Here is a 25,097-nt window from a genome sequence, read left to right as displayed (position 1 = left end):
TGCTTCCTGACTCAATCTCTTTCACCAAATCTCAATCCAACCCGCCGCCAAACCACCGGGCCGCCTGCCCTGCGGCTACGGCACTGTCCATCCGCCCGTCTGCACCCAGCCCGTATCGCGCTGCAATGCATCCATCGACCGTTGGAAGATCTTCTTGCTCCCCGCCATCGGAGCCTTCAGCGCCACCGGAGCCGCAATCACTAATAGCCCCGCGCTGTTCTGCACCGTGGTCCCACTCGTGTTGATCGAGCACGCCGAACTGTCCAGCGCCGTCGAGCTCACCCCCGGCTTCACCGGACCCAGGAAGAACCCCACGTCCCCCGAGTACATCCACAGTCCATTTCCGGCCCGGTCGTAGTGCAGGTAGCAGAACGGCTGTCCGCCGCCATCGGACGCCGCCCCAATCAGGAATTGCACCCATCCCCCCGTACTCGCCGGCAATCCCGACGCCTCCTGGTAGGACGCTGTGAACGTTTGCGTTGCCCCGCTCCCCGCCTTCGGGCTGACACTGGGTACGGCCATCGAAACTGCCGTCGAATCCCAGCGCCCCTGCTCGATCCACCCCGAATCCACGCCATAGATATCCTGGCTCCGCAGGTAGATCTTCCGGGCCGCCGCCTGCTTGAACAGCACCTGCGCATGCGCGGTCAGGTTCGCCCCGCTCCCGGTGATGCTGGTGGCTTGCGTGTTCACGGCGCAGTAGGTGTTCTGCAGCACGTTGGAGGGCGTACCCGCCGCCACCGGCCCCACGAAGAACCCGCCATCGCCATACAGCCACAACCCCTTGCCCTGCGCGTCGTAATGCAGGAAACAGTAGGGCAACCCGCCCCCGTCCGCCGCCGCCGCAAACAGCATCTGCACCCACTGCAGGCTGGAAAAGACCGCCGCCGCCCGGAACCGGAAATCAAAACTCTGCACCGCGCTATCCCCGGCAATCGCCGCCGCGCCCAGCGGAGCAACCGCCAGCGGATACCCCGGCTGAAACCCGCTCGCAATCGGCGTCGGGCTGCTTCCATAAGTCGTCAGCCCAAACTGCCCGTATTCGTTTGAGCCCCACACCCACAGGCTGCCATCGCGCTTCCAGGCCGCACTGTAGCGTTCGCCCGCGTGCACCGAGGCCACTCCGTACAATTGGGGCACCTTCACCGGCAGCACCGGCTGCGCCTGTCCTTGCGGCACCTCGACGCCCAACTGCCCAATGTCGTTGGCCCCCCAGGTCCACACCGTCCCATCCGCCTCCAGCGCCATGGCATGGTTGCTGCCCCCGGAGATGGCCACCACATTGGTCAGGTCCGAGACCCGCGCCAGGCCCGCCACCATGGCCGATTCCAACCCGTTGCCCAGCGTGTTCGCGCTGTTGTCGCCCCAAGTCCACACCGTGCCGTCGTGTTTCAACGCCATTCCAAAGGTGACTCCCATGGCGATCGACACCACCTCGCTCAACTCCTCCACCCGCACTGGCGTCGGATGGTCTATCGGAACGATCTCCCACAAGGTCATACCCCACGCCCACACGGTTCCATCGGCCTTCAACGCCAGGCTGCCTGTCCCGCCGCCCGCTATTTCGATCACGTTCTGCAGCCCAGCCGCTTGCGTCGGCACGAGGCGCGCCACGCGGCTTCCATCCCCCACCGCGCCTGAGCCGTTTCCACCCCAGCCCCACACAGTGCCGTCGCTCTTCAACGCCAGGCTGTGAAAACCACCGCATGCGATCTGCGTCACCGAACTCAATCCGCTCACCAGCACCGGACTCGAACGCCCCAATCTCGTGCCATCCCCCAATTCGCCGCTGGAGTTCGCCCCCCAGCTCCACACCCGTCCGTCACGGCCTAATGCCAGCGTGTGCGACCCGCAGGCCGCCGTCGCCGCGATGCCCGTCAGTCCCGTCACTTGCGTAATGTTCGCCTGGCCCACGCCCCAGCTCCCGTTGCCCACTTGGAAATTGTCATTCCGCCCGGCGGCCCACACCGTCCCGTCCTCCTCCGCCACGGCAATGTGGCTGGTTCCGGTCGAAACCCGCCGCTGCACCAGCGGCCGTCTCGGCGCCGCATACGTGCACCCAATCTCCTGAGCCGGCGCAATCAGCGTGGCGCTGCTCGTCAGCTCCGGCCGTCCCAACTGGCCGGAATCGTTCACCCCCAGCAGCCTCACCGTCCCGTCGCTCAGCAATACGGCCAGATGCTCCTGGCCCGCCGCCACCCCCACGGCCCCCATGGGCAGCGGCAACTGGCTCAACGTGCCGTTGCCCAGCCCCCCGGCATACCGCTCGCTCAGGCTGTTGCCGAAATACCACACTGACCCGTTTGCTCTCAGGATCAGGTTCATCCACCCATAACTGGAAATGGCCGCCACATCCGTGAAGTTCGTCAGCTGCGTCGGAATGGTGATCGCCTCGCCCTGCCCCACAATCACCGGCACAAATCCGCCCGCACTGCCCCAGCCCCACAGGGTCCCGTCGCTTCGAATCGCGAAGCTCTGGTAAAGCGCGGCCGCCACCGTGGCTGCGCGGAAGCCGGCGACGGCGCCAGGCGTCAGGCGGCTCACCCGGGTCCCGTCCCCCAGCACCCCGGATGCGTTGCTGCCCCATGTGAACACCACCCCATCGCTGCGGCGCGCCATGCTGTGCGCATAGCCCGCGGCGATCGACGTGATGCCGGCCAATCCCGGCACCTGCACCGGAATGCTCCGGTCGTTGGTCGTCCCGTCGCCCAATTGTCCGGCCGCGTTCAGGCCCCAGGCCCACACCGTTCCATCGCTGCGCAGCGCCAGGCTGTGGTTGCCCACCGCGCTGATCGCCGTCACCCCGCTCAGTACCTTCACCAGCCGCGGCACCGCCGTGACATGCCTGGTCGTGATCCCATCGCCCAACTCACCGTAAATCGATTCGCCCCAGCTCCAGACAGTGCCATCCTGCCTCAGCGCCAGGCTGTGGCCCCACGCACTCGACACCGCCTGAACGCCGCTCAGCACCGTGCACACCGGGTTGTGCCGATCAAGCCCCGTGCCGTCGCCCAAATACCCGCGCCGGTTGTCGCCCCACGCGCGAACCGTTCCATCCTGCCGCAACGCAAACGTGTTTTTCTCGCCAATAATTACCTGGACGATCGCCGGTCCCGCCGCCCTCCGTCCATTCCCAGACCTTTCACCCTCGCGCGTCAATACCTCCGCGCCGCCCCCGGCTTCGCCTCCTGAAACCGCCACCGTCCCGCCAGGGCCCTCGCCCGCAATCACCGCCACCGCCCAACCGGCCGTAACGTCCAGCGCCACCGCCTCCATCGCGAAAGCCCTCTCTCCACCCCCACTCGAAACCCGCAGCGCACCGCCCGCCGCCTCGACTTTGCCCGATCCGGCAGCCGTATTCCATTCAGCAGCCAGCCGTCCGCCGCCTTGCGCCCCGGCCAACAATCCGCTGAGTACCACCGCCTTCGACGCCCGCTCCTCGTCCCTCAGGATTCGCGGCGCGCCCCCCGCATTCTCCACTCCGCGACCCCAAATCCAGATCCGCCCTGCCTCATCCAGCGCATACCCAAAACCCAGCCGCACACCCACCGCCCGGATCCCGCGCAATCCCTCTATCCGCACCGGTTCCGTCACCAGCTTCCGCGCATCCGTCCCAGCAATCCCATTCCAGTTCGATCCGAAAGCCCAAACCGACCCATCGCCCTTCAGAGCAACCGTAAACAACGTGCCCGCCGCGATCATCGAAACATCCCGCAGCCCCGGCACCATACCCGGCCGCGTCCGGTTCACCAGCGACCCGTCGCCCAACTGTCCTTCCGTATTTGCACCCCACGCCCAGACCGTCCCGTCGCTCTTCAACGCCACGGAATGCTGCGCTCCGGCAGCGATGGCGGTGACCTCGGAAAGCCGCGGAACCTCAACAAATCCGGCCCTAGCAGCGGTGTCGCCCGTCCCCAGTTGCCCATGCAGGTTCTGCCCCCAGCCCCAAACCCGGCCCAGCGAAGTCAGAACAAGAACATGCCCGCCTGTTTCCGGCACAGCTGCCCGCCGCGCCCCTTCAATCTCACCAAGGGATCGGAACGCATACGGAGCGGAACCCTGCGCCTGCCGCTCCAGAAGATAAACCCGCTCGGCGCCCCAAATGGGAGCCATCAGACTCAACCAGCCCGTCAGGGCGCTCAACATCAGCCGCCCGGCCATCGCACGAAATACAGATAGAAAGATCTTCACAATTCGAACCATATAAAAAATCCAAATAAAGACAAACCAATCCTATCACCTGAAAACCAATCGCCCGCCGCCGTTGAGCCGCACCCCGATAAAACCAAAAGGCGGCCCGGTCAGGCCGCCCTCATTTCCACCACCAGTGCTAGCTGCTTCCTCTAAGGAATCGTCCAGGTCCCCGTCTGCACCCAGCCCGTATCCCGCCGCAGAGCATCCATCGACCGTTGGAAAATCTTCTTGCTGCCCGCCATCGGACTCTTCAAAGTGAAAGGAGCCGAAATCACCAACTGTCCTGCATTGTTCTGCACGGTAGTGCCAGCCGTATTGATCGAGCAAGCTGAGCTATCCAGCACCGTCGAACTCACGCCAGGCTTCACCGGACCCAGGAAAAACCCCACATCCCCCGAGTACATCCAAAGCCCATCCCCCGCCCGGTCGTAATGTAGATAACAGAACGGATGCCCGCCCCCATCCGGAGCCGCCGCCACCAGCAACTGAACCCAGGTGCCAGTCAGCACCGGCGGCAGGACCGCATTGAAGAAACCAGCCTGGAACGTCCCACCGGCTCCGCTGCCGGAGGATGGATTCACGCTCATCGTGGTCGCCGCCGCGGCCGTCGAGTTCCATGTCCCGGACTCGATCCACCCTGAATCCTCATCGTTTGCCCCATGGCTACGCAGCAGGATCTTCTGGGATCCGACGGCCTTGAACAGCAATTGCGCCTGAATCGTCACGTTCGAACCGCTCGCGGTGACGCTCGTCGCCTGCGGATTCAACGCACAGAACGAGTTCTGCAACAGCTCTGCCGCCGAACCGGGCGCGACCGGTCCCAGGAAGAAGCCTTCATCTCCATATAGCCACAACCCCTGCCCGGGCACGTCATAGTGCAGGTAGCAGAAGGGCTGCCCACCCCCATCCGGAGCCGCCGCGAACAGCATCTGCGCCCATTGCAAGGCCGGCAGGCCCGCCGCCGAGTGGAACTGAAACTCGAAGTCCCGGGCGGACACATTGGGCGGCACCGCCGTCGCGCTCACCGGAGTCACCGGCAGCAAATATCCCTGCTGAAAACCCGTCAGGATCGGAGAGACGCTCCCGGCCACATTCGTCACCCCGAGCTGCCCATAGTCATTGGCCCCCCAAGCCCAGATACGGCCATCCCGCTTCCAGGCCAGGCTCTGCCCTCCGGCCCCAATCGAGGCCGCCCCCTGGAAACCAGGCACCTGCGCCGGACGCAGCGACTCAATGCCGGTGCCGTTCCCCAACTCCCCGCGCGAATTCCAGCCCCACGACCACACCGTCCCATCCGCCTTCATCGCCAGGCCATAAATCGCGCCGGCCTTCACCGCCACGACATTGGTCAGCCCCGCCACACGCGCAATCCCGCGCACCGCCTGGGTCCTGACGCCGATGCCCAGTTGTCCATCCTGCCCGTCGCCCCACGACCACACCGTCCCGTCGCGCTTCAACGCACTCGAGAAGGTGGCGCCTGAGGAGATGGCGATCACGTCCGACAAACCCGCCACCGGCTTCGGGGTGTAGCTGGAACCCCCTGGGTTCTGACCCACTTGTCCGGTACTATCCGAGCCCCAGGCCCAGACCGTCCCGTCGCGCTTCAGCGCCACACTGAACTGGACGCCCGCCGACACCGCGACAACATCCTGCAATCCCTCCACCTGCAGCGGCGAGAAGATGCGCCCTGGCGACCATGAGCCGGACTCCCCCTGACCATTGCTGCCCCAAGCCCAGACTGTCCCATCCCGCCGGACCGCGAGACTGTGCGCGTTGCCCGCCGCGACATCGACGACGTCAGAGAGCCCCCGGATCACGATGGGACTCGGCTCCACCAGATGGTTGAGATCCGAGGCCAACTGGCTCTGCGAATTCAGCCCCCATCCGAACACGCGCCCGTCGCTGGCCAAAGCGAGGGTATGCCCAAATCCTGCCGAAACCTTGGTGATCCCCGTCAGGCCCGGCACTTGCACGGGGCCGCGCATTCCGGTCGCGTTCGTGGTCCCGTCGCCGAGTTGGCCATAGTCGTTCTTGCCCGAGGTCGACACCGTGCCGTCCTCCTGCCGCACGACACTGAACCCCGATCCCGCCGCCAGCCGCCCATCCGTGTCGAGCGGCTTCGGCGCTTCGTACGCGCAAGGCGACTCCAGCTTCGACTCCACAAACTGGGCCGAACTCCCAATCGACTGCGGACCCAACTGCCCACCCTCATTCGATCCCCAGGCCATCACCGTTCCGTCCTGCAGCAGCAGGACGATATGGCCCCAACCCAACGCGAAACCGCTCACGCCCGCCGGAGCATTCAGGGTCGTCGGCGTGGGTCCCAGTTTCTGTCCGCCGCCATACGGCAAGGTAAAGCTCCCACCCCAGAACCAGACCGACCCATCGGCCTTCTGGACGCCGGTCATTTCATAGCTGCCCGCCGCAAACACCACATCGGAGATCCCAGGCGCCTGCACCGGGCTCAGGATCGTCGTCCCCGCGCCTTCTTTGATCGCACTGGTGGCGTTGTAGCCCCACCCCCACAGCGTCCGGTCGCTGCGGATCGCCAGGCTGTGATACTCGCCGGCGGCCACTGACTCCGACGTAAACGACGCCATCTGCCCCGGCGTATTCCGATTCGTAGTCCCACCATCGCCAAGCTGACCCTGGCCATTCAAGCCCCACGCGAACACGGCGCCATCACTCCTGCGGGCCAGGGCATGACCATTCCCGGCCGCGATCGAGGTGATCCCCGCCAGGCCCGGCACCTGCTGCGGGACACCCCGGTCGGTGTTCGTCCCATCCCCCAACTGGCCGAGATTGTTCGCCCCCCACGCCCACACCGTCCCGTCGCTCTTCAGCGCCAGGCTGAAGTGCGCTCCGGCGGCCGCCGCGGTCACCCCGCTCAGCCCGGGCACCTGCTTCGGCACCAGTTGGTAACGCGTCGACACATCCCCGTCACCCAGCGCGCCATTCGAGCCCTGGCCGGAACTCCAGACCGTGCCGTCCTGCGCGATCGCCAGCGAATGCGTTCGTCCGGCCGCAATGCTGCGCATCCCGCGGAATTCCGTGCACTGCGACGTAAAGCGCCCGATCAGAGTGCCGCTGCCCAACTGCCCCGAATCGTTGTCGCCCCAACCCAACACCGTGCCGTCCGGCCGCAACACCATCGTGCTGTGTCCGGCCGCCGATACCTGGACCGCCGCCGCCGCATTCACTCCCTTCCTCTGCCCCTCGACCGCCAAAGCAACGCCAGCCACCGCCATCGCCGGCCGTATCGCCGCAGCCGCCGCAACTCCAGACTCCCTCGCCCGCGCCGTTTCCGGTGACCCGGTGATCAACGCTACCGCCCAACCCGCCGCCACATCCAGCGCCGTACCCTCCATCGCGAACGTCCGCGAGGCTCTGCTTTCTCTCATCCGCAGAACACCCTCCGCTGCATCAATACCCGTCCCCAACCACTCCGCCGACATCCGCGGCCCAGTCGACATGAGCCCTAAGGCCAGCCCACGCTCCGTCTCACTCAACATCCGTGGAGCACCCGCCGCATTCTCCACTCCACGCCCCCAAACCCAAATCCGACCCTGCCCATCGAAGGCATACCCGATGCCGCGACGCACCGCCACGGCGCGAACACCGTTCAATCCTTCAACGACCACCGGCTCCGTCACCATCTTTCTGGCATCGCCCGGAGCGATCCCATTCCAGTTCGAGCCGAAGGCCCAGACCGACCCGTCGCTCTTCAGCGCAACCGTAAACAGGGCACCCGCCGCGATCATCGAAACATCCCGCAGCCCCGGCACCACACCCGGACGCGCCCGGTTCACCAGCGACCCGTCGCCCAACTGCCCTTCCGTATTCGCGCCCCACGTCCAAACGGTCCCGTCACCCTGCAAGGCCACGGAATGCTGCGCTCCGGCATCGATCGCAGTGATCCCGGAAAGCCCAGAAACCTCAATAAATCCGGCCTTCGCAGCGCGATCACCAGTCCCCAGTTGCCCATGCAGGTTCTGACCCCAGCCCCAAACCCGGCCCAGCGAAGTCAGAACAAGAACATGCCCGCCTGTTTCCGGCACAGCCGCCCGCCGCGCGCCTTCAATTTCGCCAATGGATCGGAACGAATACAGCGCGGAACCCTGCGCCTGCCTCTCCAGAAGATAAACCCGCTCGGCGCCCCAAATCGGAGCCGCCAGGCTCAGCCAGCCCGTCAGGGCGCTCAACATCAGCCGCCCGGCCATCCCACGAAATACAGGTAGAAAGATCTTCACAATTCGCACCGTTTAAAAAATCCAAATAAAGACAAACCAATCCTATCACCTGAAAACCAATCGCCCGCCGCCGTTGCGCCGCACCCCCGTAAAAACCAGAAGGCGGCCCCGTCAGGCCGCCCCCATTTCCACCACCAGTGCTAGCTGCTTCCTCTAAGGAATCGTCCACGTCCCCGTCTGCACCCAGCCCGTATCCCGCCGCAGCGCATCCATCGACCGTTGGAAGATCTTCTTGCTCCCCGCCATCGGAGCTTTCAAAGTAAATGGTGCCGAAATCACCAACTGCCCCGCATTGTTCTGCACGGTAGTGCCAGCCGTATTGATCGAGCAAGCTGAGCTATCCAGCACCGTCGAACTCACGCCAGGCTTCACCGGACCCAGGAAGAACCCCACATCCCCCGAGTACATCCAAAGCCCATCCCCCGCCCGGTCATAGTGCAGATAGCAGAACGGCTGCCCTCCCCCATCGGTCGCCGCCGCCACCAGCAACTGCACCCACCCGCCGGCACCGGCCGGCAGTCCCGACGCCTCGGAATAACTCGCGGCAAATGCCTGCGTCCCGCCACTCCCGAGGTTTGGACTCACGCTGGCAGCCGGCAGCAGCACCGCCGTCGAATCCCACGACCCCTCCGCAATCCACCCTGAATCCAGGCCATTCACATCCTGGCTTCGCAGGTACATCTTCCGCGTAGCCGCCTGCTTGAACAACACCCGTGCATGCACCGTCAGGTTCACTCCGCTCCCGGCGACGCTAGTAGCCTGCGTGTCCAGCGCACAGAACGAATTCTGCATCCGGTTCGAAGCGGTCCCAGCGGCCACCGGCCCCTCGAAGAACCCGCCATCGCCATACAGCCATAGCCCTTTGCCCTGCACATCGTAATGCAGGAAACAGTAAGGCAAACCGCCCCCATCCGGAGCCGCCCCGAACAGCATCTGCACCCATTGCAGGCTTGTGTACCCCGCCGCCGCCCGGAAACTCAGTTGAAATATCCCACCTGCGCCGCTGCCGCTGGCCGGGGTGACGTCTGTCGGTGACGATACTACCGGCGGCTGTGGGGCAAACCCGCTCTGCACAGGGGTTTGAGTGCTCGCGACAACCGGATACGCCAGTTGCCCGTATCCATTCCAGCCCCATCCGATGAGCCTTCCGTCGCGCTTCCAGGCCATGCTGTGCGAGAAGCCCGCGGCAATCGCCGCCACACCGTACAGACCCGGCACCTGCATAGGCCTGGCCGCATTCACCAGAGTCCCATCGCCCACTTGACCACTCTCGTTGCGGCCCCAACCCCACACCGTACCGTCCGAGCGGAGTGTCAGTAGGTGGCCGCCCCCACCCGAAATCGCCACAACGTCCGTCAGATCCGCCACCCTGACGATGCCCAGAATGGGGTAGGACTCCATCCCCAAAGCAGCTCCCACATAGTTCTCGACACCCTGTCCCAACTGCTGGAACCGGTTGTTGCCCCACGTCCAAACGGTCCCATCCCGCTTCAGGGCCGCTCCGAAGTCGTCCCCCGCGCTGATCGCCAGTACATTACTCAATCCCCTGACTTGCGCCGGAGTCCACCTGCTCGTGTAAGTGCCGTCCCCCAGTTGGCCGGTCCCGTTCTCGCCCCAGGCCCACACTGTGCCGTCGCTCTTCAATGCCAGGCTGAACCAACCCCCTGCCGCTACATCGATGACATGATCTAGGCCTGCCACCTGCGCCGGTGGAGCGTCGATATTCAGCGCACCGTTGCCCAGCTCGCCAGATGGGTTGGAGCCCCAGGCCCACACCGTGCCGTCCGCCCGGATCGCCAGCGTATGGGTATTCCCCGTGGCGATCTTCGTTGCGTTGCTCAGGCCGGGCGCAATCATCGGATTGTAGGTTTGCATCGTCACGCCGGCCGGAAGGTTCAAGCCGCCCCACAACAGCCACGTCCGCACCAGTCCATCCCGCCCCACCGCCGCATTCAGAAATCGCCGGGCCGAGACCCCTACCGTCTCCGGCACCCCGGGTACCTGGATCGGCGTCACGTTCTTGGTCGCAATCGACCCGAATGTATCACCCACGGTCCAGACTGTTCCGTCGTCCCGCACCATTATCGTCTGTTCCAGCCCGGCGCTCAGCCGCTGCCCCAGATTCAAAGGATTTGGAGCCGTGGCGCTGCACTGCGCTTCTGCATCCGGCGCAACGAATTGATCGGTAGTGGCCAGGTCGCTCCGCCCCAACTGGCCCTTCGCATTCGAGCCCCAGCCGCTGACCAGCCCGCTCTTCAGCAGAACAACAATATGCTTCCGCCCCAATGCGACGCTCTCCACCAGCTCTGGAACTGGCAGGCTCACCGGAGTACTCGAGTAAACCCCCGTGTTCGTGTCGTAGTCCCAATTCGACCCCCACGCCCACAGGGAGCCGTCTGCCCTCACCACCGCCGTCAGGGTCTCTCCTCCGGCCACCTGGCGCACATTCGTGAAGTTCACCATCTGCAGCGGACTCAACTGCGGCTGTGCCGCCCCGGGCCCCAACTGCCCCATCCCGTTCTCCCCCCAGCCCCACACCGTACCGTCCGCCTTCACTGCCAGGCTATGGAAATCGCCTGCCGCCAGCGAAGTCGCCATCAGCCCCGCCACCTGTACAGGCGCATGCGCTTCCACATAGCCGCCCGTTCCCAGTTGCCCGTGGTCGTTGGCCCCCCACGCGTATACTGTTCCGTCTCCCTTCAACGCAAGGCTGTGCCGGACGCCTGCCGCTACCGCCACAATGCCACTCAACCCGCTCACCTGCACCGGCCGGCCGCTCGTGTTGGTCGTGCCATCGCCTAGTTGGCCCGAGTCGTTCGCGCCCCATGCCCAGACCGTTCCGTCGCTCTTCAGGGCCAGATCGTGCCTCTCGCCGGAGGTCACCGCCACCACCCCACTCAAGCCCAGGACCATATCCGGCGTCGCTCGGTAGTGATGTTGCACCATGCCATTGCCGAGCACGCCATACTCCCCGTTCCCCCAAGTCCACACCGTCGAATCCTGCAGGACCGCGATTGCGTGGGAACTGCTCAGGAAGAGACCCGACACTCCGCTCAGCACCGTACAACTTGGCCGCATCCGCCGCACCCCGCTGCCGTCTCCGATCGTGCCGTTTGCGTTGCTGCCCCACGCTCGAACCTGGCCATCGGCCCTGATCGCCGCGGACGTGTCCCTTCCGGCCGTCACCTGCATGAATACCGGGGTTGCCGTTCGCCCCGCTCCCGTCGCGGCCAGGCTCATCAGGCCCGCTTCCAGTCCGCCGCCTTGCCGCGCGGGACCCATCTCCAGGGCGTCTCCGCTGGAGGCTCCCTCCAGGCCGCTGATCACAGCCACCGCCCAACCCGCCGCCACATCCAGCGCTGAACTCTCCATCGCAAATGTCCGCGCGGCTCTGCTTTCCCTCATCCGCAGCACACCACTCGCTGCATCCACGGTGATCCCCAACCACTCCGCCGACAACCGTGGCCCTGCTGACACCAGTCCAGACACCCGCCCGCGCTCCGTTTCATTCAACATCCGTGGAGCACCCACCGCATTCTCCACCCCACGCCCCCACACCCAAATCCGCCCCTGCCCATCCAACGCATATCCAACTCCGTGCCGCACCGCCACTGCGCGAATTTCGGTCAACCGCTCCACGCGCACCGGTTCCGTCACCAACTTCCGGACATCCGTCCCGGCGATCCCATTCCAGTTCGAGCCGAAAGCCCAAACGGATCCATCGCGCTTCAGCGCAACTGTGAACAAGGTGCCCGCCGCGATCATCGAAACATCCCGCAGCCCCGGTACCACACCCGGCCTCAACCGGTTCACTAGCGACCCGTCGCCCAACTGCCCTTCCGTATTCGCACCCCAGGCCCAGACCGTGCCGTCACTCTGCAAAGCAACGGAATGCTGCGCCCCCGCGGCAATCGCAGTAATCTCGGAAAGCTGCGGAACCTCAACAAATCCGGCCCTAGCAGCGGTGTCGCCCGTCCCCAGTTGCCCGTGCAGGTTCTGACCCCAGCCCCAAACCCGGCCCAGCGAAGTCAGAACAAGAACATGCCCGCCTGATTCCGGGACAGCCACACGCCGCGCCCCTTCAATCTCACCAAGGGATTGGAACGAATACGGCGCGGAACCCTGCGCCTGCTGTTCCAGGAGATAAACCCGCTCAACACTCCACACCGGAGCCGTGAGACTAATCAGGCCCACGGCAATTCGAACGGCCGCCCAATCCATCGACATGTTGACCTTCCTAATTCACCGAGGCAGGTGAGATTATTCCAACAAAAGGACGGTCAATTCTACCAGACGTCCACAGTGCTAAATCAACGGCTAACAATCCCCCAGCTCTTATTCGGCTCTGGACCTAGCTGCACTTCCAGCACACCCCCCGCCACGACTTCCTTGTGCGTCACCCAGAACCGGCCCGTCAACGGCTTGCCATTCAGCTTCGTCGACTGGATATAGACATTGCCCGGCTTGGCATTCCGCGCCGCCACCGTGAACGTTTTGCCCGCGTAGAACTTAGGGTCCAACTGGAACGTAACCCGCTCAAACAAAGGACTTGTGATCTCATACCGCGGCTCTGCCTCGGCTCCGCCCTGCACGTCGAACAGGCCCGCCGCCATCAATACGCCCAGTGCCCCCATCTGCCCCTGGTCCTCGTCCCCGTTGTATCCGCCGCTTGGTGAGGCATTCCCAAAGACTTCCTCTTTCACGCGCCGCACCCAATATTGCGTCAGCCACGGAGCCCCCGCATAACTGAACAAGTGCGCCATGTGGCAGGCCGGCTGATTCTCATAATCCACCCAGTTCTCGCCATGCTTTCCATGCGGTGTAATAAACCGTGCCGGAGCCGCTTTTTCAAATTGCCCCTGCAGCTTTTCAATGAACTTTGCCCGCCCGCCCAACACCTCGATCAGGCCCGGAATATCCTGCATCACATAGTAGGTATAAATCGCCGCGTTGCTCTCCACAAACCCGCGGCAATTCGACCCCAGGCACGTCGGCGCAAACGGCTCCAGCCATGACCCGTCCATATTCTTGGGCCGGATCCACCCCGTCGATTTGTCGAACAGATTTCGCCAGTTCCCAGACCGCTTCTGGAACAGCGCCGCATCGTCCTTCTTGCCCAGTGCCTCGGCAAACCGCGCCAGCGTCCAATCCTGATAGGCATACTCCAACGTCTGCGCCGCACCCTCGCGGTGCCCGCCTGTTCCGAAGTTGCCCAGGGGCACGTAACCCCTTTCGACGTAATACTTCATGCCGCCGCCCTCGGCCTTCGGGCCCGCTTCATAGCCCGCATGATCGCGGATCCCGCCGGGAAACGCGTTCTTGCGCGACCCCTCGTAGGCGGCCTTCACATCGAAATTACGGATGCCCTTCTGGTACGCCGCCGCAATCAGCGGCACCGCCTGGTCGCCTACCATCACAAACGTGTAATTGCCGCCGCTCGGGCCCCTCGCTATCATGCCGCCGTTCGTATAGTAATCAACCAGCGACTGCGTCATGTCGCCCATCAACTTCGGGTAAGCAATAGACCACAAGACATTTAGCGTCCACTGCGAACCCCAGAAGGCGTCGGAATTATAGGTACTGCGCACCGGTTGGCCCTTGGCATCCAACTCCACCTGGCGCACCACGGGCTTCTCCCCCGTGTTGTCGATGTACTTGCCGTTCACATCGCTGAACGTCCGGCGCCCCAGCAGAGAATGCCACAGATCCGTGTAGAACTTGGTGCGTTGCGCGGGCGTGCCGCCGGCGATCGAAACCTTGCCAAGCCACTCATTCCATTCCTGTTTTGACTCCCGCACCACCCGTTCGAAGTCCCAATGCGGCAGCTCCGCCGCCAGGTTCAGCCGGGCTTGCTCCTCGCTCACATACGAGATCGCCACCTTCATCTGGACCCGGCCTGACTGCGCGAACTTATAGTGAACAAAGGCGCTTCCGCCCTTGCTCCAGTCGCCATAGCCGTCAAACGCCTTGTCCAACTGGACGACAAAGTACACAGTGACGGGCTTCTTGCGCCGGATCGTCGGCGCCAGCACCGTGTACCCGGCCAGTTCCTTGTCCCCCACACGACGGATTTTCGCGTCCGGCGGAGCGTCCATCATCGCCAGCTTGGCCGCCGTATCTATATAGATATAAGCGTCTTGCGCGGCCGGGAAGCTGTAGCGATGCAGGCCCACGCGCTTCGTCGACGTCAGCTCCGCCGTGATCTTGTAGTCCTCGAGATAGACCTTGTGGTAGCCCACCTTGGCGACTTCCTGGTCGTGGCTGAAAGCCGATTTGTAGGCCTCGTACCCGGCCGGCCCTTTCATCTCGCCTGTCGCGGGCATCACCGGGACAGCCGCCAACTGCCAGTCATGCACGTGGCTGAAGCACCGTATGTACTTCTCCCCGTAGAGGTAACCGGCATTCCAGTCGCCGTCGACCCCGGTGTCCGGGCTCAGGTTCACCATCCCGAACGGGCGGCTGGCGGAGGAAAAGAAGAACCAGCGGGACTTGTGCGTGTCGATGAGCGGGTTCACCTCATCGGCGGGCGTCACCTGAGCACGGCAGTCCGCCGCGGCTCCGATCAACAGGGCGGCAGCCGCCGCGCGGACACACTTGCTGAACACTGCTTAGTCCTTTCGAATCACACGCCTGCCCTCGACGCAGTAAGCTCCGCTGAGGATCAGGGCGATGGCCTCGCTGAAAACCCTGTGCTCTTCCACCAGGATTCGGGCGGCCAGGGTATCGGCCGTATCTCCATCTAAAACAGGAACTACCGCCTGTGCCACGATGGGGCCGGTATCCAGCCCGGCATCCACGAAATGTACCGTGCAGCCGGAATGCTTGACCCCGTAGTCCAGAGCCTGCTGCTGCACATGCAGTCCCGGAAACGACGGCAGCAGCGAGGGATGGATGTTGAGAATCCGGTCGCGGTAAGCCTCCAGCAGCGGAGTCCCCACACGCCGCATGAAGCCGGCCAGGATGATCAGGTCGATGCCCAGCGGAGCCAGGCGCTCCACCACCAGCGCCGCATAGGTGTCGGTATCGATGCCCTTCGACGGCAGAGAAATGGCCGGTAAGCCCAGTGTTTCCGCCGTTTCCAGCGCCTTGGCCGTAGGCACGTTGGCGACGACGGCGGCGATCTCCGCCTTCAGTTTCCGTTCGCGGATATGCCGCGCAATGGCCTCGAAGTTCGATCCGCGGCCCGATACCAGAATCGCCAACTTCTTCACTTGTAGATCACTCGACCCTTGCCGCGCGGTTGGGCAATGATCTTGCCGATCTCGTAGTACGGCTCTTTCATGTGCTTCAACAGACGCGTCGCCTTGACCGCTTTCTTCTGTGGAATCACCAGGATCATGCCGATGCCCAGGTTGAAGGTCCGTCGGTAGTCGTCGTCCGGCACGTTGCCCAACCGGCGCAGCAGTTCGAATACCGGCAGCACCGGCCAGGAGCCGAGTTTCACTTCGGCCGCCATGCCCTTGGGCAGCACGCGCGGCGTGTTGTCCGTGATGCCGCCTCCGGTAATGTGCGCCGCAGCCGCAAGCAGATTTGCTTTCAACAGTTTCTGGATGGGCTTGAGGTAGCTGCGATGCACTTTCAAGAGCTCATCGGCCAGGGTGCAATCGAGCTCCGGTAGAAATGTCTTGGGGGTGTATTTGCCAACCTCGAACAGGAGCTTGCGGGCCAGCGAATAACCGTTTGTATGCAGCCCGGTGGAAGGCAGCCCAAGCAGCAGGTCACCGGGCATTACGGTCTTGCCTGTCAACAATTTGGACTGCTCGGCCGCCCCGACGATGAAGCCCGCCAGGTCGTATTCGCCCGGCTGGTAGAGCCCCGGCATCTCGGCCGTTTCGCCGCCGATCAGCGCGCAGCCATTCTCCTGGCAGGCCTTGCCCAAACCGGTCCCGATCTGTCCCGCCACCTCGGCTTCCAGCTTGCCGACGGCGAAATAGTCCAGGAAAAACAATGGCATAGCGCCCTGCACGGCGATGTCGTTGACGCAGTGATTGACCAGATCCTGGCCCACTGTGTCGTGCCGCCCGGTCATGAAGGCGACCTTGATCTTGGTGCCAACTCCGTCGGCGGAGGAGATCAATACAGGCCGCTTGTAACCTGCCAGCCGGTACATCGCGCCAAAACTACCGATATCCGTCAGCACGCCTCTCGTAAATGTCTTCTTTGCAGCTACCTTGATGTAGCCGACGGCACGGTCCGCCTCGTCAATGTTGACGCCGGCGTCTTGGTAGCGGATGGTTTTCTTAGTAGGCATCGCTGAAGTACCAGTCTAAAATACAGGGATTCTCCATGCGCCAAAGAATATTTGTCCTCACTCTCCTGGCCTGCGCGTTCATACCGCTGCAGGCCGAGGTTCCCTCTCTCGTGGCGATCCAGGACGCCCGCATCGTCACCGTCAGTGGAGCCGTGATCGAGAAGGGGACCGTCGTCTTAAAAGACGGCATTATCGCTGATGTCGGGCCCAACGCAGCCGTTCCGGCTGGGGCCTGGGTTGTTGATGGGAAAGGACTTACTGTTTATCCAGGGTTGATCGACGCCTTCAGTACGTGGGGCATTCCGGAAGCCCCAGCAGCCGCTCCGGCAGCCGGCGGACGCGGCGCCCAGGCCGCTGCCGCGACCCCCGGACAGGCTGCTCCGCCCAGGTCGCGGGGTCCGGAAGACCGGCCCGGCACCAATAGCTGGGTGATGGCCGCCGATCTCGTCAAGAATAACGAACGCCGTGTGGATCTTGCTCACAGCGCAGGGTTTACCACTGCTGTCACCTTCCCGCGCCAGGGTCTGGTGGGCGGACACGGCGCAATTGTGAACCTGGGCGGTGAGACATCCGGAGCCATGGTCGTGGAGCCGGACGCCGGCCTCTACATGTCCACAACTCCTTCAGGGTACTTGGGTTATCCCAATTCCCTGATGGGGGTGCTGGCCTACTTCCGCCAACTTTGGATCGATGCCAACTACTACAAGATGGCCAAAGAGATGTACGCCAAGTCGCCGCAGACCATCCCTCGCCCTGCTTACGACCGCGCTTTGGAAGGCGTACTGAGCTCGCGACGCCTGCTGGTGCCCGCCGCCGGGCCGGTCCAGATGGAGCGTATGGTCAAGCTGGGCAAGGAGTTACAGACTCCGGTGGTGCTGTGGGGCGTGACCGAGGGCTACCGCATGGCCGACGAACTCAAAAAGACAGGTACAGCCGTGGTGCTGAACGTGAAGTGGCCCACCCGCGAGCGCGACCGCGACCCGGATCTCATTGACACCATGAAGGTTCTGGAGCACAGGGACAAGGCGCCCACGGCCCCGGTTGTGCTGGCGAAGGCCGGTGTGAAGTTCGCCATTTCCTCCGATGGCATGGATTCGCCCAAGGACATCCTGAAGGCTCTCAAAAAGTCGATCGACCTGGGCCTGCCCAAGGAAGCCGCGATTCGCGCTTTGACACTGAGCGCCGCCGAAATCTACGGCGTCGATCAGCGGATGGGGTCAATCGACAAAGGGAAGATGGCCAACCTAGTCGTGGTCAAAGGCGACCTGTTCGACGAAAGGTTGACGGTAGCAATGATTTTTGTTGACGGAGTCAAGTATCTACCACCGCCAGATCCACCGCAAACACCGGGCGGAAACGGTCCGGGTAACCGTCCGTCCACCACAGAGCAGGAGGAGAACTAGACCATGCGAACGATCCTACTTGGCCTCCTGACCCTGGCGGCCCTCTCGGCCCAGAACACGGTCGTCATTCAAAACGGAATTATCCATACGGTTACCAAGGGAACCATCACCGGTTCTGTCGTGATCGTGAACGGGAAGATCACCGAAGTCGGGGAGAAGGTGATGACCCCGGCCGGAGCGAAGATTGTGGACGCCAGCGGGAAGCACGTCATCCCGGGCATCATCGATTGCCACACGCACATTGCGGTCGATGCCATTAACGAAGGCAGCGTCTCTGTGAGTTCGATGGTGGGCGTCGATGATGTCGTCAACAACGAGCGCATGGACATCTACCGGGCGCTGGCCGGCGGAGTGACTACCGCGAATGTCCTGCATGGCAGCGCGAACGCGATCGGCGGCCGCAACGTCGTGCTGAAGATGCGTTGGGGCAAGGACGCAGATGACCTGGTGTTCAAGGAAGCGAAGCCCGGGTTGAAGATGGCGCTGGGTGAGAATCCCAAGCGGCAGGGCATGCAGACGACAGGCTTTGGCGCGCAGCCGGGGCAGCAGAACCTGCGTTACCCCGGGACGCGCATGGGCGTGGAGGACGTGATTCGCGAGGCCTTCACTAATGCCAAGGAGTACCAGAAAGAGTGGAAGGATTACGAAGCGAAGAAGGCCAAGGGCGAGATGGCCCTGCCACCGCGGCGCGACCTGCAACTCGAGACTCTGGTGGAGGTATTGGAAGGCAAACGGCTGGTGCACGCGCACTGCTACCGGGCCGATGAGATCCTGATGCTGCTGCGGGTTTCGCAGGAGTTCGGCTTCAAGATCGCGACGCTGCAGCACGTGTTGGAAGGCTACAAGGTGGCAAAGGAAATTGCGGCAGCGGGCGTGGGTGCGTCGACGTTCTCCGACTGGTGGTCGTACAAGGTGGAAGCCTATGATGCGATCCCGTATAACGCGGCGGTGCTGCAGAAGAAGGGTGTGCTGGTGAGCCTGAACTCGGACGACGCCGGCGGCGCGGAACTGATGCGGCGGCTGAACACCGAGGCCGGTAAGGTGATGAAGTACGGCGGCATGACGGAAGACGAGGCGCTGGCGATGATCACGATCAACCCGGCGAAGCAGTTGGGGATTGACCAGTATGTGGGGTCGATTGAAGCCGGCAAGCAGGCTGATATCGTGATCTACGACAAAGACCCGCTGTCGATCTTCTCGAAGGTGGAGAAGGTGTTCATCGACGGGCAGCAGTATTTCGACCGCGACGGCGACATGAGCGCGCGTCCGCGCAAGGAGGCCGAAAAGAAGGGCCTGCTGGAGAAGGAAAAAGAGACCGACCGGCGCAACGCGCCGCAGACGAGGAGGCCTTCGTGAGAAGCCGCGGACTGTTGGGAATCATACTGGCCGCCAGTGTTTATGCGGGCGCGAACGATACGCTGCTGATCCGGAACACGACCGTGCATCCGGTCTCCGGCCCGAAGCAGGAGAATGTCTCCGTGCTGGTGGTGGACGGCAAGATCGCAGAAGTGGGCGCGAAGATCGCGGCCAAGGGCAAGATCAAGATTGTGGAAGGCAAGGGCCTGCATGTATACCCGGGCATGATTGATTCGGGTTCGCCGGTGGGCATGTCGGAGATCAGCTCGGTGCGGGAGACGACGGATACCGGTGAGTTGGGTGACTTCAATCCGCAACTGCGCGCGCTGATCGCGGTGAACCCGGAGAGCGAACATATTCCCGTGGTGCGGGCCAACGGCATCACGTCGGTGATGGTGCTGCCGGGCTCGATGGGCGGCCGCGGCGCCGGTGGCGGCAGCATCATCAGTGGCCAGGTGTCGATGATGCATCTCGACGGCTGGACCTGGGAGGAGATGGAGATCAAGAGGGATGCGGCGCTGCAGTTGGTGTGGCCGGCGATCGCTTCGCGGGGCCGCGGAGCAACGGATGACGATCTGCCGCCGGCCCTGGCGGCGCGGCGTGTGACGTTTGCCCAGGCCAAGCGGAACCAGGAAGAGGAAGTCCGCAAGCTGAAGGAGTTCGTGGAAGCGGCGCGGCGATATCAGAAAGCCAAGTCAGGCAAAGAGCCGGGGTTGAAGCCGGACCTGAAGTTCGAGGCGATGCTGCCGGTGCTGGAAGGCAAGCGGCCGATCATGGTGCTGGCTTCGCGGGAGCGTGAGATCCGCGAGGCGGTGGAATGGGCTGAGCGCGAGCGGTTGAAGATCGTGCTGGCCAATTTGCGCGAGCCGGGCAAGATGATCGAGGAGCTGGCCAAGAAGAAGATCCCGGTGATTCTGGGCTCTCCGTTTACGACGCCGGTCGATGACGATGCTGCTTACGATGAGCCCTTCACGCTGGCGGCGATTCTGCACAAGGCCGGCGTGAAGATTGCATTCGCCAGCTTTGGGACGCAGTTTGCGCGCAACCTGCCTTACGAGGCCGGCCAGTCGGTGGCGTTCGGGCTGCCGTATGACGAAGCGCTGAAATCGGTGACTTTGAATGCGGCCGAGATCTGGGGCGTCGCCGACCAGTACGGGTCGATCGAACCTGGCAAGTGGGCGGACCTTGTGGTGACGGATGGAGACCTGCTGGAAGTGAAGACGAACGTCAAGATGATGTTCATCAAAGGCGCCGCGGTGGATCTGGAGTCGAAGCACACGAAGCTGTACAAGAAATACATGGCCCGGCCTTAAGGGTTGACGGGTTTGCGTGAAACCGGGGAGGCAGGCTGGAAGGCCGGTCTCCCCTTTTTATTGGGGAGATGCGGGGAGAAGCGCCCCTACTCTTCTTCCTGATAGTCGGTTTCGGTGTTCACTTCCCAGAGGTTGGATTTGTCGGTGCGGCCGGCGAGGATGTTGTCCACGGCTACCATGGCCGTCAGCATGGAGTGGTCCTGGTTGTTGTAACGGTGCATGCCGTTGCGGCCGATGGGGAAGAGGTTTTCGAGGGAATCCAGGTAGGCGCGGAGCTCCTCGAAGCGGTCGTAGGTGCCGAAATAGGCAGGGTAAGCCTTCTCCACCCGCAGCACCGTGGCGTCGAGCACATCGGACGCTTCAATGATGCCGATGCGGGCCAATTCCGTGCGGGCCAGTTCGGTCAGGTCCTCGTCCGGGCTGGACCAGAGCGCGTCGGACTGGTTGCAGAAGTACTCGAGCCCCAGCCAAACCGTGTTGGGGTCGGAGACCAGGTAAGGGCTCCAGTTGTTGTAGATCTGGAGGCGGCCGACCTGCACATCCGATTCCTGGATATAGATCCAGTTGTCACGGATCAGCTTGCGGCCCTGCTCGGATTCGTCGTGGATCTTCAAGGACCGGACGAGCAGGCCGACGGTGACGAAGTCACGGTAGACGAGGCCCTCGCTGACGGCCCGGACCGGCTCCGGCGGCGGCGGAGTCATGGAGCGGATCAGTTCCGACAGGGGCGCAGTGGAGAAGAAGTAGTCGGCCGGATAAGTTTCGGATTGCCCGGTGGCCAGGTTGGTGGCAGTAACGGCAATGACCTTGCCGTGGTCGAGGGTGAGGCCGTCGACCTGTTGGCCGGTGTGAATGACGCCGCCCAGTTCACGAACTTTGCGGGCGGTCTCCTCCCACATCTGGCCGGGGCCGTACTTGGGATAGAGGAACTGTTCGATGAGGGAGGTCTCGGTTTTGGCGCCGGCGGCATTGCGGCCGAACAGTTTGCCGACGGCGTGGCCAAGCACCTTGCGGACGGAGAGGCCTTTGACGCGCTGGCGGCCCCAGGCGGCGCTGATGGCGGAGCAGGGGACGCCCCAGACTTTCTCTGTATACGACTGAAAGAACGTGCGATAGAGTTCTCGGCCGAAACGGTTGATGAAGAAATCTTCGAGGGTTTTCTCTTCGGGCAGCGGCAGCAGGGCGGTGCGCAGGTAGCTGAGGCCGATGCGGAAGGAAGACCAGAGGCCGAGCTTGCGGAGGGTATCGACACTGAGGGTGATGGGGTACTGAAAGAGGCGGCGGCGGAAATAGATGCGGGACTTGCGGGGCCGCAGGAGCATGACGTTGTCTTCGCGTTCCGGGTCGGGTCCGGAGCCGCCGGACTCGAGCGAGCGGCGCATGCGGTGGTAGGTGATTTCGGGGGTGCCGGGCGGCAGGGCCTGCAGGGGCAGCATGCGGCGCCACCAATCCATGACACGGTCTGATTTCGAGAAGAAGCGGTGGCCGCCGAGATCGATGCGGTTGCCTTTGTAGTTGGCGGTGCGGGAGATGCCGCCGAAGTGCTCGCTTTTTTCGAGCACGATGGGCTGGATGCCTGTGCGCGTCAGCAGTTCGTAGGCAGCTGTGAGCCCGGCGGGACCGGCGCCGATGATGATGGCTTTCTTGACGTGCATCCCCGATTGAAACGCGAACTCCTCCGAGACGCGCGCCTATCTGACAGAATCTCTTATCATATCGGAGCCGCGACTGGAGCCGCTGAGAATCCTCGCAAAGGGCCAGCAGACTGCTAGGCTTATAGAGTGGATCCACTTCGTACCCGCCGCGTCGCTGAAAAGATGAGAGAGGAGTTGTCGGAGCTCATCCGGTATGAATCCGACGACCCGCGTATTCACCAGGTGGAAGTGAGCGAGGTGGTGGTGTCGCCGGATATGCGCCAGGCGGATGTGCTGGTGGTGCTGCCGCAAAAGGCGGAAGAGCGGGTGTCGGCGCTGGCCGGGTTGGAATCGGCCAAGGGGTATCTGCGGCATCAGCTGATGCAGAGGCTGGAGCTGTTCCGGATGCCGGAGCTGCGCTTCAAATCGAACGTGGGATCGGCGCAAAGCGCTCCAATCGAAAGACTTCTGCGGCGGGTGCGGCGGGGCCGTCCGAAGGCGGACGCGGGACCGCAGCCGGAATAAGCTTCGACTCATCTGCAAGAAAATAAGAGCTTTTCTTGCTCCAGCAAGGGTCTCAGTTGTAGGCTAAAATCAGGGCGCGCCGCGCGAGGCGCCCAAAACGAACCCGTGCAACCCACGCCCCCTGGCCGCAGCCTCAAAATCTGGTCCGTAAATATCACAAAGTGGGGTATTTTTGCGGCTTCTGTGCTACTTCTAATGTTAATGGCCGCATGGCCGGCAGTGGCCGGACCGGGGCCAGGATCCCTGCTGCGGTTGGAACGTTCCCTGGATTCGATGGGGACGACCTATACGATCGCCGTTTACGGAAGCGACAGGTACGCCTTGGATTCAGCTTTGGACGACGCCTTTGAAGAGGCCCGCCGGCTGGACAACCTGTTGTCCAACTACCGGCCGGAGAGCGAGTGGAGCCGGGTGAACCAGGAGGCTCCCCAGCAGGCGGTGAAAGTATCCACCGAGCTGTACCAATTGCTGAACTCCTGTGTGGAATACAGCCGGCAGAGTGAAGGAGCGTTCGACATAACCGTCGGTCCGCTGATGAAGATCTGGGGTTTTTATAAGGGTACGGGACGCACGCCGCACAAGGCGGAAATCCGCACGGCTATGCAGCGTGTGGGCTGGCGTCATATCCACCTGGATCCGAAGGCGGGGACGGTACGGTTTGACGAACCGGTGGAGATTGATCCGGGCGGGATCGGCAAAGGCTATGCGGTGGACCGCATGGCGGCGATCCTGAAGAAAGATGGCGTAGCCAGCGGGATTATCACGGCTGGCCGGTCGAGTATCTACGCCATAGGCGCACCTCCGAATGAACCGCGGGGGTGGCGCGTGACGATTCCCAATCCGCGCAATCCAAAGGTCAATGCGGCCGAATATTTTCTGAAGGACGAATCGATGTCCACGTCGGGCACATCGGAGAAGTTCTTCATTGCCGGGGGCACGACATACAGCCACATCATGGATCCGCGCACGGGCTATCCGGCGCAGGGGATGTTGTCTGTATCGGTGATTGCTCCACGGACCATCGACACCGAAGCGTGGACGAAACCTTATTTCATCCTGGGCCGGCAGTGGGCCGCCCAGCACAAGCCCAAGCAGTTTCGGGTCTTCCTGTGTGAAGACAGATCGGAGATCGCATGCGTGTCCCTCCCATGAGCAGCCGTTTTCTGGATGCCTGCCGCCGCCGTCCCACGGACGTGAGGCCGGTTTGGTTTATGCGGCAAGCTGGCCGGTATATGAAACAGTACCGGGAGATCCGTGCCAAGAACAGCATCCTGGAGATCTGTAAGCGGCCCGACCTGGCGGCGCAGGTGACGCTGCAACCGGTGGAAGTGCTGGACGTGGATGCGGCCATCATCTTTGCGGATCTGTTGCTGCCCATCGAACCGATGGGTTTGCGGCTGAAGTTCGTGGCGGGTGAAGGTCCGCAGATCGACAATCCGATCCGCACTTCGCACGATGTGGATACGCTGTCGACGGCCAATACGGATGAACTCGGGTATGTCGGCGAGTCGATCCAGATTGTGTCGAAGGCCTTGGCGGGCAAGGTTCCGGTCATTGGTTTTGTAGGCGCGCCGTTCACGATGGCGAGCTACATGATCGAGGGCGGCGCTTCGCGCAACTTCATCAACACGAAGACGCTGATGTACCGCGACGAGACGCTGTGGCGGCGCCTGATGGGCAAGCTGGTGGACGTGCTGGGCCCGTTCGCGATGCTGCAGGTGGCGGCCGGCGCGCGTGCGATCCAGGTGTTCGACTCCTGGGTGGGCGCCTTGGGCGCGGACGACTATGTGCGGTACGTGGCTCCTTATTCGCGGGCATTGATTGAACGCATCCGGTCGACGGGTGTGCCGGTGATCCACTTCGGCACGGGCGCTGCGGGCTATTTCCGCGAACTGCACGCGGCGGGCGGCGATGTGATGGGCGTCGACTGGCGCCTGAACATTGACCAGGCCTGGATGGACATCAGCTACCGGTCGGCGATTCAGGGCAACCTGGATCCGGCGGCTCTGCTGGCTCCCCTGCCTGAGTTGAAGACGAAGGTGCATGAACTGTTGAAGCGGACCGGCACGCGGCCGGGCCACATCTTCAACCTGGGCCACGGCATCCTGCCGGAAACCCCGGTGGAAAACGTGAAGGCAGTGGTGCAGATGGTCCGCGAGTTCAAGCCCTAA

At 63.2% G+C, this 25,097-nt stretch carries 13 protein-coding genes; 6 read left to right on the top strand and 7 right to left on the bottom strand.

What is annotated here, in order from left to right:
* Positions 1-75 precede the first annotated feature (75 nt).
* The 6 genes from ACR9Y2_RS05295 to purM form a co-directional block, all read right to left on the bottom strand.
* Positions 76-4,203 carry an RCC1-like domain-containing protein gene (locus ACR9Y2_RS05295; RefSeq protein WP_435040014.1) on the bottom strand — a complete coding sequence of 1,376 codons (4,128 nt, stop codon included), beginning with the start codon at positions 4,201-4,203 and terminating at the stop codon, positions 76-78.
* 140 nt (positions 4,204-4,343) lie between these two features.
* Entirely contained in the window at positions 4,344-8,444 is a 4,101-nt protein-coding gene (locus ACR9Y2_RS05290) for a hypothetical protein (protein ID WP_435040013.1), read from the bottom strand.
* Between the two features lie 153 nt (positions 8,445-8,597).
* Positions 8,598-12,671 carry a hypothetical protein gene (locus ACR9Y2_RS05285; protein ID WP_435040012.1) on the bottom strand — a complete coding sequence of 1,358 codons (4,074 nt, stop codon included), beginning with the start codon at positions 12,669-12,671 and terminating at the stop codon, positions 8,598-8,600.
* An 83-nt stretch (positions 12,672-12,754) separates the two neighbouring features.
* Positions 12,755-15,049 (bottom strand): GH92 family glycosyl hydrolase, encoded by a 2,295-nt coding sequence (locus ACR9Y2_RS05280; RefSeq protein ID WP_435040011.1) that lies wholly within the window; start codon positions 15,047-15,049, stop codon positions 12,755-12,757.
* Between the two features lie 3 nt (positions 15,050-15,052).
* Positions 15,053-15,655, bottom strand: coding sequence for a phosphoribosylglycinamide formyltransferase (purN, locus tag ACR9Y2_RS05275; protein WP_435040010.1), 603 nt, complete (start codon positions 15,653-15,655; stop codon positions 15,053-15,055).
* Positions 15,652-16,695 carry a phosphoribosylformylglycinamidine cyclo-ligase gene (gene purM, locus ACR9Y2_RS05270; RefSeq protein WP_435040009.1) on the bottom strand — a complete coding sequence of 348 codons (1,044 nt, stop codon included), beginning with the start codon at positions 16,693-16,695 and terminating at the stop codon, positions 15,652-15,654. The genes purN and purM overlap by 4 nt, the downstream gene beginning before the upstream one ends.
* Positions 16,696-16,730: 35 nt before the next feature.
* On the opposite strand from purM, the gene ACR9Y2_RS05265 reads away from it, so the two are divergent.
* From ACR9Y2_RS05265 to ACR9Y2_RS05255, 3 genes are read left to right on the top strand one after another with little or no spacing between them, the layout of a single operon-like run.
* Positions 16,731-18,098 carry an amidohydrolase family protein gene (locus ACR9Y2_RS05265; RefSeq protein WP_435040008.1) on the top strand — a complete coding sequence of 456 codons (1,368 nt, stop codon included), beginning with the start codon at positions 16,731-16,733 and terminating at the stop codon, positions 18,096-18,098.
* 3 nt (positions 18,099-18,101) lie between these two features.
* Positions 18,102-19,454, top strand: coding sequence for an amidohydrolase (locus tag ACR9Y2_RS05260; protein WP_435040007.1), 1,353 nt, complete (start codon positions 18,102-18,104; stop codon positions 19,452-19,454).
* Positions 19,451-20,767: an amidohydrolase family protein gene (locus tag ACR9Y2_RS05255; protein WP_435040006.1), complete on the top strand. Its 1,317-nt coding sequence runs from the start codon at positions 19,451-19,453 to the stop codon at positions 20,765-20,767. Before ACR9Y2_RS05260 ends, ACR9Y2_RS05255 begins: the two co-directional genes overlap by 4 nt.
* Before the next feature lie 86 nt (positions 20,768-20,853).
* On the opposite strand, the gene ACR9Y2_RS05250 is transcribed toward ACR9Y2_RS05255, so the two are convergent.
* Positions 20,854-22,422 carry an NAD(P)/FAD-dependent oxidoreductase gene (locus ACR9Y2_RS05250; protein WP_435040005.1) on the bottom strand — a complete coding sequence of 523 codons (1,569 nt, stop codon included), beginning with the start codon at positions 22,420-22,422 and terminating at the stop codon, positions 20,854-20,856.
* Between the two features lie 126 nt (positions 22,423-22,548).
* Here ACR9Y2_RS05250 and rbfA point away from each other — a divergent pair, with 126 nt between their 5' ends.
* The 3 genes from rbfA (at position 22,549) to hemE (ending at position 25,097) form a co-directional block, all read left to right on the top strand.
* Complete coding sequence (gene rbfA / locus ACR9Y2_RS05245) at positions 22,549-22,926, top strand: 30S ribosome-binding factor RbfA (RefSeq protein ID WP_435040004.1); 378 nt, start codon at positions 22,549-22,551, stop codon at positions 22,924-22,926.
* A 252-nt stretch (positions 22,927-23,178) separates the two neighbouring features.
* Positions 23,179-24,078: an FAD:protein FMN transferase gene (locus tag ACR9Y2_RS05240; RefSeq protein ID WP_435040003.1), complete on the top strand. Its 900-nt coding sequence runs from the start codon at positions 23,179-23,181 to the stop codon at positions 24,076-24,078.
* Entirely contained in the window at positions 24,060-25,097 is a 1,038-nt protein-coding gene (gene hemE / locus ACR9Y2_RS05235) for a uroporphyrinogen decarboxylase (protein ID WP_194447637.1), read from the top strand. Before ACR9Y2_RS05240 ends, hemE begins: the two co-directional genes overlap by 19 nt.

The sequence above is a fragment of the Paludibaculum fermentans genome (assembly GCF_051172195.1).
Lineage (GTDB): Bacteria > Acidobacteriota > Terriglobia > Bryobacterales > Bryobacteraceae > Paludibaculum > Paludibaculum fermentans_A.
This window is presented reverse-complemented; position numbering and strand designations above follow the sequence as displayed.